General features: G+C 51.0%; 12 protein-coding genes. 10 read left to right on the forward strand and 2 right to left on the reverse strand.

The annotated features are described in order from the left end of the window. The first annotated feature begins 37 nt into the window (after window positions 1-37). The 6 genes from HOJ95_06985 (at window position 38) to HOJ95_07010 (ending at window position 6,119) form a co-directional block, all read left to right on the forward strand. Window positions 38-256: a hypothetical protein gene (locus HOJ95_06985; GenBank protein ID MBT6394432.1), complete on the forward strand. Its 219-nt coding sequence runs from the start codon at window positions 38-40 to the stop codon at window positions 254-256. 358 nt (window positions 257-614) lie between these two features. Further along, on the forward strand, window positions 615-1,859 hold the full coding sequence (fabF, locus tag HOJ95_06990; protein ID MBT6394433.1) for a beta-ketoacyl-ACP synthase II: 1,245 nt from the start codon (window positions 615-617) through the stop codon (window positions 1,857-1,859). Window positions 1,860-2,364: 505 nt separating this feature from the next. Further along, window positions 2,365-2,703 carry a hypothetical protein gene (locus HOJ95_06995; protein ID MBT6394434.1) on the forward strand — a complete coding sequence of 113 codons (339 nt, stop codon included), beginning with the start codon at window positions 2,365-2,367 and terminating at the stop codon, window positions 2,701-2,703. A gap of 454 nt (window positions 2,704-3,157) precedes the next feature. Next, a complete protein-coding gene (gene fliG / locus HOJ95_07000) occupies window positions 3,158-4,189 on the forward strand; it encodes a flagellar motor switch protein FliG (protein MBT6394435.1) in 1,032 nt (343 codons plus the stop codon). Window positions 4,190-4,359: 170 nt separating this feature from the next. Then, window positions 4,360-5,223, forward strand: coding sequence for an alpha/beta hydrolase (locus HOJ95_07005; GenBank protein ID MBT6394436.1), 864 nt, complete (start codon window positions 4,360-4,362; stop codon window positions 5,221-5,223). A gap of 47 nt (window positions 5,224-5,270) precedes the next feature. Then, window positions 5,271-6,119 carry an aldo/keto reductase gene (locus HOJ95_07010; protein ID MBT6394437.1) on the forward strand — a complete coding sequence of 283 codons (849 nt, stop codon included), beginning with the start codon at window positions 5,271-5,273 and terminating at the stop codon, window positions 6,117-6,119. A gap of 54 nt (window positions 6,120-6,173) precedes the next feature. On the opposite strand, the gene HOJ95_07015 is transcribed toward HOJ95_07010, so the two are convergent. Beyond that, window positions 6,174-6,392, reverse strand: coding sequence for a hypothetical protein (locus HOJ95_07015; GenBank protein ID MBT6394438.1), 219 nt, complete (start codon window positions 6,390-6,392; stop codon window positions 6,174-6,176). 244 nt (window positions 6,393-6,636) lie between these two features. On the opposite strand from HOJ95_07015, the gene HOJ95_07020 reads away from it, so the two are divergent. Together HOJ95_07020 and HOJ95_07025 are read left to right on the forward strand one after the other, a co-directional pair. After that, complete coding sequence (locus HOJ95_07020) at window positions 6,637-7,722, forward strand: ABC transporter ATP-binding protein (protein MBT6394439.1); 1,086 nt, start codon at window positions 6,637-6,639, stop codon at window positions 7,720-7,722. 358 nt (window positions 7,723-8,080) lie between these two features. Next, entirely contained in the window at window positions 8,081-8,323 is a 243-nt protein-coding gene (locus tag HOJ95_07025) for a hypothetical protein (protein ID MBT6394440.1), read from the forward strand. Between the two features lie 179 nt (window positions 8,324-8,502). On the opposite strand, the gene HOJ95_07030 is transcribed toward HOJ95_07025, so the two are convergent. Beyond that, a complete protein-coding gene (locus HOJ95_07030) occupies window positions 8,503-8,787 on the reverse strand; it encodes a cupin domain-containing protein (GenBank protein ID MBT6394441.1) in 285 nt (94 codons plus the stop codon). 1,105 nt (window positions 8,788-9,892) lie between these two features. Here HOJ95_07030 and HOJ95_07035 point away from each other — a divergent pair. Together HOJ95_07035 and HOJ95_07040 are read left to right on the forward strand one after the other, a co-directional pair. Further along, the gene (locus HOJ95_07035) at window positions 9,893-11,416 is read left to right on the forward strand and encodes a hypothetical protein (GenBank protein ID MBT6394442.1); all 1,524 of its coding nucleotides are present in this window, start codon (window positions 9,893-9,895) and stop codon (window positions 11,414-11,416) included. Window positions 11,417-11,629: 213 nt separating this feature from the next. Next, window positions 11,630-11,815: 3-isopropylmalate dehydratase large subunit (locus HOJ95_07040; protein ID MBT6394443.1), on the forward strand; the 186-nt coding region annotated here is incomplete at its 3' end.

The raw sequence follows: 11,815 nt of genomic DNA on the forward strand, positions 1-11,815 counted from the left end.
CGTTTTCTGACTTTTAGCGATCAAGGCGAGGTTATGCATGCGCCATAAACAAGTTGGCATCGCCGTCATTGGCTCGGGGCGAATTGGCACTCTTCGCGCCACAATGGCGGGTGCGCATCCGGCAGTGGATTTCCTCGCCGTAGCTGACCTGTATCCCGCTCGGGGCGAAAGCCTCGCGGAAAAGGCCGGAGCCGATCTCCATCTGGGCGACAATCTTGAACTCATCGCTCACCCGGATGTGGGTGCGAATTACTAATTTTGCGAAGTGTAGGAACTGAGCGAGGGGAAAATTCCCTGTATTTTCCCTGTTAAACAGGGAAATTGGGTGAGACGGGTTTGCGGAAGACTCCGACCTCCACCAAAGAAAATCAATCATTTGCCATGATTGCCTTACATTTTAAGATTTTCGTGTAAGGTCAATGTAAGGTGAGTGGTGAAGAAAAGAGGCCACCAGAAATGGTAGCCTCTTTTCTTTTTACCCGCACTGAACAGATGGGTGTAGCCCCCCCCAGAGCATAGCCGTACTGATCTGGCCTGTCCCTGGCGAATTACTAGTTCGCCACCTACAGGCGAGGAGTCCCATCTTCACAAATTCCAATGGAGAGGTGTAGCGGATGTGCTGTAAGCGAATTGCCATCACAGGGGTCGGACTTGTCACTCCCCTGGGGATCGGGGTAGAGAAAAATTGGGACGCGCTTTTATGCGGGGCCTCCGGCGTCGATGAGGTCACCCAATTCGACACATCCAGACTTCCCTCTCGAATCGCCGGGGAAGTGAAAGGTTTCAATCCTGAAGAATATCCGGACCATGAAGATCTGAATGAAATGAGCCGCTCCATCCAGTTTGCTCTCGTGGCCGCCTCCCAAGCGTTTACGGATGCTGGGCTCTCCTCTCCCAAAGGCGATGCAGCGGAAAGATTCGGCGTAAACGTGGGGGTGGGATTGGGGCTTCAATCTTCAACCGAGGCCTTGGGCAGGGGAGGAGAAACTGTCTTGAGTCCGAATTTTATGTCGAATTTTCTTGGGAACATGGCTTCCTCCCGGGTGGGATTGCATTGGAACCTCAGGGGTCCGATGAGGTGTACGAATACGGCTTGCGCATCCGGGACCCACGCTATCGGCATGGCGCTACAGGATATTCAAAGAGGAACGGCGGATGTCATGATCGCTGGAGGATCTGAGGCGTGCATTTTCGAATTGGTAATGGGCGGATTTAGCGCCATGCGGGTCCTTTCCAAGCACAACGAGGAGCCAAAGAGAGCCAGTCGTCCCTTTGATTCCGGTCGTGACGGATTCGTCATCGGCGAGGGGGCTGGAATGCTTATCCTTGAGGATCTCGAAAAAGCCAAAGCACGGGGAGCGAATATCTATGCCGAAATTAAAGGATTCGGCCTGAGTTCAAACTCCTACCACTTCATTCACCCTGATCCCGACGGGGAAGGTCCTGTACGTTGCATGGAAATGGCGCTTCACGATGCCAATGTCCTTTCTGAAGATGTGGGCTACATCAACGCCCACGGGACAGCGACAGTGCAGAACGACAAGATAGAAACGCTCGCCATTAAACGCGTTTTTGGGGAACATGCATACGGTCTAGCCGTCAGCTCCACGAAATCCATGACGGGCCATCTTCTCGGAGCGTCCGGGGCGGTGGAAACCATCTATTCCGCACTTGCCCTGCGGCACCAAATTCTCCCGCCTACAATTAACTACCGAAATTCCGAGCCGGAGTGCGATCTTGACTACATCCCGAATATAGCGAGGAAGGCGAATGTGAGATACGCATTAAAAAACTCCTTTGGTTTTGGTGGACAAAACGCAAGCCTTCTGCTCGCTCGCTATGATGGAAATGCTGAATAGTTAAGAAATTTCGGTCGGATTACCTCACCACAAATTCACTGGGTCAGGAAACGGAAGGAAAATGTTTAAGTACTCAATTCCCGCTTGGTTAGAAATACGCCATGCACAGGAGAATCGTATTTGGTTTTTTTGATTGATGGCTTGTTTGTTCATCTGGGGTGTATCCGAATTTAAAGAACATCAATTTCAGGATTGATTGGGATTATGTTTAGGTCATGGACTATGCGTAGCTTCTGATATAATACTGAATTTATCCCGAATGAAATTTTTGCAGAGGAAAGCTTGTCCTGACCAAATTCACCACCGAGTTTAAAATTTCGGGTTGAATGAAATCAATTTTTCAGCTGCTGATATTTATAAATTGTTAGGCTCCTCGATTGTGCTGATCGTACGTGTTTCCCGCTTTGTATATCCAGACGATTTAACATAATATAAGATATGGCATAGGAAGATAAATATACTTCAAAGTGCCACTCGTAGTCCCGTAGTATATGTGGAGTTTCATATGAGTTTCATGAAAAACGTGCAAGAGACATGGAAAGCGTGGGTGCCGTTCATGAAGGGCGCTGCTGTTGGCGTGATCGCGGGACCCATCATCGCCCTCTGGGCTGGATGGGGTGTCACGACATTCGCCATGCAGGGGCAAATGCGCGCAGCCATGGTGAATTCGGAGGCGTCAATCTGCGCGGCCCGCGCACTGGGCGAGAACAAGGACGCGGCTAAGCTGGAATGGGACGCACGCAGCAAACTCGCTGAGAAGTGGGCAGTCATGCCGGGTAAAAAGATTGGCAAGGTGGATTCAGACGTTTCATATGCCTGCGCCGAGAAACTCGCGGCTTCCTAGCCCCGCCATCGGGACGATCAACTGCTGATTGAGAAAAGGTTTACGCTAAGGGGCGGGCTTGGGCCCGCCCCTTCTTGCTTATCCGAGCGGGAGTGAAGGAGTTGGGCGCTGTCTCCGATATTTTTTAAAATTCCACAAATCATAAATGCCTTGGCGAATTCTTTGGATTGAAGATTCTCAATGAATTTGACTTGGGAAAAGTGTGGATTACGTGGTTTTCTCAACTAATTTTACGGAAATTTAACTAAGTCTCGAATCGGATCGGGGCCTCAGACATGAATATTGGACAGTAAACGCTCTCTGACATAGGTTTCTGGACCCATGATGAAATTAGTAACGGGTTTAGAGTGATGTCGGATGTAGCTCAGAATATTCGATAGCTATTTTAATTTCTAGGTAATTTTCTCCTGCTAGAAGTTCTTTAGGTGTAGGGTGTCGCTGGGAGAAAAAAAATATGGTGCGAGCATCACAAACAATTGAACGTCTAAATGGCTCGGAAAAAGCGGCCGTTTTGCTCCTGAACTTGGGCGAGGACATGGCTGGAAAGGTTCTTGGCGAGATGGGGCAGGATGAGATTCAGCACCTGGGCAACTACATGGCAAGCATTGGTACGCTCTCGCAAGACCTTGCTCGGGCGGTGAACGAGGAGTTTTTAAGAAAAACCATTAGCGGTGCGAACAAGGGATTAGGGGTTGGTAACGTCGCGAGCGTGCGTAAACTGCTGGAATCCGCACTCGGTGAGGATGCGGCTGAAAACCTCATCTCAAACCTCTCGGTGCCGACGGAGGAGGCGGGTATTGAAACCCTGCGTCTTCTGGATGCTAAAACCATCGCCAACTTCTTGAAAAACGAACATCCCCAGACCATCGCGCTTATTCTCGCGCACCTTGACGCCGAAAAATCCGCCGAGGTTCTCAGCCTGATGAACGAGGGGATTCGAGGCGAGGTCGCCTATCGAATGGCGACCCTGGACCGTATTCCTCCTTCTGTCATCAACGACCTCGATACTATTTTAGGCGATGAGTTGGCGGCCAGCGGCAGTGGCCAGACACAGTTGGTGGGTGGTATTCACTCGGTGGCCGAGATTCTCAATTATGTGGATAAGTCGAACGAAAATTTAATTGTCTCAAAGATAGATGAACTAAATCCCGAGTTGGCCGAAGAGATCAGGAATATGATGTTCACCTTCGATGACCTTATCTTCATCGATGATAGGGGCATTCAGCAGGTGCTCCGCGAGGTGAGCAACGAGGATCTCACGATTGCGCTACGCGGCTCGGGCGATGAGGTGAAGGAGAAGATTCTTGAGAACCTCTCCGAGCGTGCGGCTGACATGATCAGGGAAGACCTCGAAGCCATGGGTCCGGTGCGCCTCAGCGATGTTGAAAAAGCGCAGCAGGGCATTACCAATACCGCCAAGCGCCTTGAGGATGAAGGCAAAATTATCATCGCCCGCGGCGGCGGTGGAGGCGAGGTCCTCGTATAAAGTAGGATTTCAGTTTCATTTTTTCGTTGAAAAAAAACAGCTCCTTTACAAAATGGCCAACCTGAATATCCATGCACAGGTATTATTTGCCATGGCGCACTCAGTGTGCAAGGATCCAATTCAAACCTTGTTGGCAAACCAAACAGAAGAGATGATAAGGAACATATCCGGTGCCAGCCAACTACGATCCAAATGCAGATTACGAGATCAAGATTTGGGAAGAGGACTTCAGACAGGTCCCCACTCGAATGCTGCTCGCCCGAATCTGTCAACCGGTCGGCGATGGGCCGTTTCCTGTGTTGCTCGACCTGCACGGAGGCGCCTGGGCGGGCAAGGACCGCTTCGCCAATGTGGCAATGGCCGAAGCCGCGGCGCGCAGCGGGATCCTGACGGTGTCCGTCGATCTTCGCCTGAGCGGCGAAGCGCCGTACCCGGCCTCGGTGCAAGACGCAAACTACGGCATTCGCTGGCTGAAGATGAAAGCGCCCGGCTGGAACGGCGATCCGTCTACGATGGGTTTGCTCGGCAGTTCCAGCGGCGGCCACGTGGCGGAGTTGCTCGGCATGCGGCCGCAGAACCAGCGCTACAACGCCTTGCCACTGGAAGGACACAAGGAAATTGATGCGCACATCAACTACGTCGCTACGCGCTCGCCCATCAGCGATCCGCTGGCACGCTACAACAACGCAGTTGCCAAGGAGCGCCAGAAGATGGTGGATCGCCACCACGTATATTTCGATCCCTTCAGCAACATCGAAGAAGCCAACCCACAAATGATCCTCGATCGCAAGGAGCCGGTTGACTTGTTGCCACTGTTGCTCATGCAAGGCGGACTCGATGACAACGTCCTGCCGGCAATTCAGCAGAAATTCGCCGAAACCTATCGCGCTGCTGGTGGCGAGTGTGAGCTTGAGGTTTTTGAGGGCTGCCACCACTTGTGGGTGCTCGAACCTGGGCCTGACACCGATCGCGCTCACGAAATGCTCAAGGCATTCATCGCGCGCCAGCTTCACGCTCTTCAGAAATCGGTCTGAAAGCATAAAGCTCGACTTTGAGGCGTTAGAAGCGCCGGAGGAATACGATGCAACCAGCCAAGGCCCCAATCATCTCCGCGTTCGGCGCGCAGATTCCCGTCGTCGCTTATGGCACCATGCTATTTCCGGAACCCGAGCGAGCGGTTGACCTCATTGTCCATTCACTTGAATGTGGCTACCGGCACATCGACACGGCACGTAAATACGGCTCGGAACAATGGGTCGGCGAAGGGATCCGCGCCTCGGGCCTACCGCGTGAGGATATTTGGGTCACCACCAAGGTGACCGAGGAGAATGCGAAGGCCGACGACTTCGCGCGCTCGGTAGAGACTAGCCTAAAAACGCTTGGCCTCGACTATGTCGATTTGCTGTTGATCCACTGGCCACAGCCCAAGGTGCCGCTGGAGGAGACGCTCGGCGCGTTGGCAAAAGCCAGGCGCGAGGGGCTGGCGAAAAATATCGGAGTGTCCAACTTCACCATCTCCCTGCTTGACGAGGCGGTGAACAAATGTCCCGAGCCACTGTTCACCAACCAGATCGAGTATCACGCCTATATCCGCCAGGATAAGGTCATCGCCGCCAGCCGTAAGCATGGCATGCTCATCACCTGCCACGTGCCACTAGCGCGTGGGGAAGTGCTGAAGGATCCGGTGATCCAGAAGATCGCGAATGCCCACGGGAAGTCGGCCGCGCAGGTCGCGCTCAAATGGCTGATCCAGCAGCCGGATGTTGGCGTCGTACCGCGCGCGCTCGAATTCTCGGAGATTGAGGAAAATATCGACATATTTGACTTCGAACTCAGCCAGGACGAAATGAACCAGATATCGGCGCTGCGGGACAAGAACGTCCGCATCGTCAGTCCGGAAGTACGCCGCCCGGTCTGGGACGTGGAGTGATAGAGCCCCTTCCTAACAAACACGGCTCGTTATCTGCCTATGCATGGCGAATTCCTAAACAAGCAGCCCTCGGCAATGAGAATTACACGCATAATTTTCTAAATTCGTCTGGGTAGGTAATTCTTTTCCTGCGGCTTCAGCAGGTGCTTTCAGGTTTAGTGCCTGGTGGACCCAGTATGCGTTGTAGTAATCCTGAAACTCCCCCAGCTTCTCTTCCAGATCGCGCTTGTTCCAGAGGAGTAGAGCAGCCGGTATTTTCGCGTCTTGAGCCACTTGTGAAATCCCAGGATCGTTGATGGTTTGATAGTGATGGCTGATCGCGCAATACGCCGTGTACCAAGAAGGGTAGCGAAGAAAGCTTGATTTTCAGCTAGAATTACTAATTCGCCATGCACAGGCCGAGATGGGCCTGCTCGGTGCGCTTACGTTCATGGTCTTTTGTATCAATTTTAGCCTCGTGACTCTTTCCCGAAAAATAGTAGGGAAGGGCGCTTTTGAAGTGTAGGGAGCAAATAAAATGCCGGATTTGAAGATCGAGAACCTGACGAAAACCTTTGGCGATACCGTCGCCGTGAATAATCTCTCGCTTACTTTCAAAGAGGGTGAGTCGGTGGTTTTACTCGGTCCCAGTGGTTGCGGGAAAACGACCTTGCTCAAGCTGATTGCCGGGTTCCTGAATCCGGATGCAGGCTCGATCACCATCGGCGACAAGGAATTGTCCAATCAATATGAAGTGCTGCCGCCGGATCAGCGTCAAATGTCCATGGTGTTTCAGTCTTACGCCATATGGCCGCACAAAACGGTGTTCCAGAACGTGGCCTATGGCCTGGAAGTTCGGAAAATCAATAAGACCGAGATCAAAAGGCGCGTGATGGAGGCGCTTTCGCTGGTGCAGCTCGATGGGCTCGACGCGCGCTACTCGACCGAGCTCTCTGGCGGCCAGCAACAGCGCGTGGCCCTGGCGCGTGCCATTGTCGTTGAGCCCTCGCTTTTGCTACTCGATGAGCCGCTTTCGAATTTGGACGCGAATCTCCGCGAGGAGATGCGCGGCGAGCTGGTGGACCTTCACGAGCGCCTCGGGATCACGTTTGTGTTCGTCACCCACGATCAGGCCGAGGCGATGGTGCTGGGCGATCGGATCGTTTTGATGGAGCTTGGCTCCATGATCCAGGAAGGCTCGCCCGAGGGGCTTTATCAAACGCCGAGGAACCGCTTCGCGGCCAGTTTTATCGGGACCTCCAACATTTTCTCCGGGATGCCCGAAGGGGATGCCTCAAGCGGTGCGATTCAGTTGAAAACGGAATTTGGACCGATAACGGTGGCCCGTCAGGTAGAAAAAAACGGTACCGGGAGCGAGGAGGTGTATTTTTGCATCCGTCCGGAATGGGTGAAGTTTCATCACGAGGCGCCTGCGACGGACACCAACATATTCCGGGTGAAAATCATGAAACGCCAGTATTACGGAAAATATATTCAGTACACGGTTGAGTTGAGCGGAAAGGAAGTCTTTGTCGAGTCGGAGTCCGATGTGGGGGCACCTATTGGTTCCGAGGTGATTCTGGAGTTCCCGCCCGATAGATGTGTGTGTCTTGAAAACGATTGATACAAAGGCCGGTTGGGGTGTTTTAACTCAAGCAGTATGAAGTCAGGGATGAAAATATTTGTAATGGCAGGTTTGTTGGCCATCGTTATTGCGTTCACCGGTTTCTGAGTTTCATTATCCGATGCCGCAATGAGCGATATGATAGCGGCTACGAAAAAAGAAGATGGTGTCACCGTTTTCACAGTGCCAATCGCCGGGCTGTAAAGGCGTTGGCCAAGTTGTACACGAAAAAATTTGGGGTCAAGGTCAGTTAGACCCGAAAGGGGACGGGCGGTATCACTTGGATGTTTGAGGCCGAACGTATGGCTGGTGTGCTTAATTGTGACATCGTTTCGCTTGGTGACCCTTCTACTTTCATTTGCTGGAAGAAAGAAAAAGCCTTGATGAAGTATGTGTCGCCTTCCTCGGCGGATATATTCCCATTCAATCGAGCGTTGCAGTTTCGATTTCCCGGCCCAAGGGTTCAGAAAAGAATATGGTTGCTGTGGATGACGCTTGGTTCCTCAAGAACAAAAAAGCGATGATGAAGAAGTTCTCAAAGATCATGTCGGGCAGGGAGCAGTTTTCAGGAAAAACTATCGACGAAATATTCTCTAGATGAAAACGGCCCGGGCGGGGTGAGTGTCCTGCTCGGGCCGTTTGTTTTCCTTTGGGGGTGATCGCTCGTTGAATTTCTTGTCGATCCCGTTCTATTCGCAGGTGGCCTCGGTGCTTCCGAAGGCGCCACCGCGCATTATCTCCTCGGCCTTGGCATCATCAAAAGGTTTTTGCTCGCTTTTTTTAGTTTTCCTCTGGTTTCCATTCCGGATTGCTCGGCCACTCCTGGATTCGGGAGGCGAACTCTTCCCCATAGCGGACGCGGAAGAGGATGGTCCGCTCTGGGCCGCTTGAGAATTCGTGCAACTCGCCGGGCGGATGGACGATGATGGTTCCCGGAGACAGCACCACCTTTTCTTCAGCGATTCGCATGATTCCGCCACCCTCGATGCAGTAATAAATTTCCGCGCATTTTGGGTGGGCGTGATACGGCCCAATCTGGTTGGGTTCATGACAGGCTATCGACACGTCTCCTGGATCTTGCTGACACAATATGTTTTCAGAATGATGTCCCGGTTGAAATTTCTTATGCTCTGATACCCGGTAGGTGAACATAGTTTCTCATCCTCCATATTTGTTGTTAACTCCTAGAATGAAAGCCAATCCCGAGGGAGGCACGAACCCGGCTCCGGGAAGTGAAAACCACTGTTTAATCGAAAATGTATAGGTTGTGTTGAAATATGTCAGGTTCATGCTCAGCTAGAATAGATATATTTGCAAGAAGGTCATGCATACATTTTCTTTTTTGTTGATACCTGCCCCAAGGTTGTCAGACAAATGCAGTTTGCATTGAAAGTTCCAATTCGGAATTCTTTTCAGTGAAAAACTTGAGTCTAAGAATGGTGAGTAGGTTTTTGGGTAGGATGGAATTTTGATAAAATGACATGGGATTTAAATTCAGGATGGGTCGTCCTCGGAATTAGATAAGCCGGATATCTTTTTCATGATTATTTCATCTAGGTAATCAAGTGAGACAGGTTTGGTGATATAATCTGTTGCACCAAGCGATATGGCCTGCCCCACAATTTCCTCATGTTTAATGGCCGCTCATCGAGTAACGCGGGTATCCCCTGGCTCCGCCACGTGCCTATTCTCAATGTTTTCACAGCAGCACAGAAACGAACGGAGATAGACAAAGAAGTGCTCATAATCGTGACGCCGCATCTCTACTCACCCGGTCTGAGGACACCGCTCCCCTTGCTGGAAATCTTTCGAAAACCTACGAATCATAAGATTTTCAAGACACCCTCCCACCGAGCGCAGCTATAACGAGCAGTACTGATCTTCCACTAAAGCCAAAGGTTTTCTGGAGCGATTCGGAGAACCATTTTCTTTTGTCGTAGAATCACGGATTCGCCATACTTGAATTATTCTGTTATTCTTACCGAAATCAATAAGTGAAAATGAAGCTGTAGTATTGTGCGCTCTAGGGGAGAATTAGGGCAGGAGCCTCAATTGCTATTTAATTTTGGTTTCATAAAACAATGACCGACTATGAATTGAAAATGTTCTTTGTTGGAGTGGTAAGGCACTTGGAGTAGGGATTCTAATCTAAAGACAGGGGAGGGGAAAAATGAAGTTCCTTCGTATGCTCGTTGTTTTAATGGTTTCTATCGCATTTGTTTGGCCTGCCAATTCGTTTGCCGCACCAAAGGGAAAAGTCGTACTTGCTTTTGCGGGAAGTGTGAAAACCTATGACCCGCACAGAATTACCGGCTTTCCTCTCAACTCTCATTATCCACTGGTGTTTGACAGGCTTCTCTTTCGCGATGCCGGCGGCAAGATTGGTCCCCATATTGCAACATCGTGGCGCTCGGTGAGTCCCAAAATATTGGAATTCAAGATTCGCAAGGGGGTCAAGTTCACTAATGGTGAAGTTCTGGATGCTCATGCCGTCAAGTACAGCTTGGAGCGAATTATTAGCCCCAAACTCAAATCCCGGCAGTATAGCCATGTCAGGAGCATCAAAAGCGTGGAGGTGGTTGACGCCTACACGGTACGGGTTCACACCAAACAGCCAGATACTTTCTTGATTTCTGTGCTCTCCCAGTACGGTAGCCTCGTGCCGCCTAAGTACTACGCAAGCAAGAGCCTGAAGCATCTGGCTCGCAATCCAATCGGTAGCGGACCCTACATTCTTGCGAAGTGGAAGGGGAAGCACGAGTTTCATTACGAGGCTAATCCCAACTACTGGAAGCCGGGCGTACCGAAGATTAAGTCCGCCAGAATCATGGTGGTTCCTGAGCCCACTACAAGGGTAGCTGCCCTGGCTGCCGGGGATGTAGATGTGGCCGACGCTATTTCTCCGCAGTTGATATCGTTGGCAAAGTCTAATCCCAACGTTCAGGTAATATCTGTGCCGTCCTCGCGCACATGCTACATCTATCCGATTATTAAACCCGGCTCGCCTTGGGAAAAAGTAAAAGTTCGCCAAGCGCTTAACTATGCCATCGACAAAGAGGCCTTGGTTAAAACGGTCCTGGAGGGACGTGGCCGAATTATCGCGACCAACGTGGGTCCTGATAGCTTTGGTTTTAATCCCGACCTCAAGCCCTATCCTTATGACCCTGCAAAAGCCAGGAAACTTATGGCCGAGGCTGGTTATTCAAAAGGTTTCAGTAGTGAGTTGTTGACTCCTTTGGGACGATATTTGAAAGGGAAACAGGTTTCTGAAGCGCTAGTCTCCATGCTCGGTAAGGTAGGCATCAATGTGAAACTGCAGGTGGCCGAGTACGGTATCATCGTGACGAAAATGCGGGCCAGGTGGAAGCCTAATGTAGGCTCCTTCCTCCGATTTGCCTGCCGAATGGATTCGAATCTTCACTCTGAGCATATGTATGCTGGAACCATTCACAGCCGCTCCACCTGGGGCGGGTTCCGCGAGAAATGGATGGATAAAATCATCGACGACGCTCGCTCGGAACTGGATGATGCCAAGCGATTAAAGAAATACCAGGAAATCAATCGTGTCGTTCGCGAAAAAGCAATCCTGGGCTTTCTCTATCAGCAGCACCAAGTCACTGGTAGGAAAAAGAACATAATGTGGAAAAATAGGGCTGACGGCTACATTCTGTTGTCCGAAATGGAAATGAAGTAGCGCAGCTAGACGGATGAACACCACCCCCCGGAGGAGCTCTCCGGGGGGTGCTTTTTCATAGATAGATGTTCCAAAATTGATTATTCTCACTCAACTCTATTGGTTGCAGAGGGGGTTGACTCCTAGAAAGTAATCCAGCCTTTTGTTCTGAGAGGTGCGAGGTCGTGTCTGCCAAAGTTATGCAAGTAGCGTCCTTGAGCCAAAGGGCCACCAATGAATAGTCCCAAGACGCTGTTCGATAAGATTTGGGATGATCACGTTGTGGCCGATCTTGGCGATGGCTTCGCGTTGATTTTTGTGGATCGCCACCTTGTTACAGAGCTTTCCTCGCGTCAGTTTCAGCGCCTTAAAGAGCGAAATATACCGCTCAAATTCCCGCAGTATACTTTTGCCGTCTCC

Source organism: Nitrospinaceae bacterium (genome assembly GCA_018669005.1).
Taxonomy (GTDB): Bacteria; UBA8248; UBA8248; order UBA8248; family UBA8248; genus UBA8248.

Coding starts and splice junctions, on each gene's coding strand:
- HOJ95_06985 (MBT6394432.1), top strand. CDS start 38: ATGCGCCATAAACAAGTTGGCATCGCCGTCATTGGCTCGGGGCGAATT.
- fabF (MBT6394433.1), top strand. CDS start 615: ATGTGCTGTAAGCGAATTGCCATCACAGGGGTCGGACTTGTCACTCCC.
- HOJ95_06995 (MBT6394434.1), top strand. CDS start 2,365: ATGAGTTTCATGAAAAACGTGCAAGAGACATGGAAAGCGTGGGTGCCG.
- fliG (MBT6394435.1), top strand. CDS start 3,158: ATGGTGCGAGCATCACAAACAATTGAACGTCTAAATGGCTCGGAAAAA.
- HOJ95_07010 (MBT6394437.1), top strand. CDS start 5,271: ATGCAACCAGCCAAGGCCCCAATCATCTCCGCGTTCGGCGCGCAGATT.
- HOJ95_07020 (MBT6394439.1), top strand. CDS start 6,637: ATGCCGGATTTGAAGATCGAGAACCTGACGAAAACCTTTGGCGATACC.
- HOJ95_07035 (MBT6394442.1), top strand. CDS start 9,893: ATGAAGTTCCTTCGTATGCTCGTTGTTTTAATGGTTTCTATCGCATTT.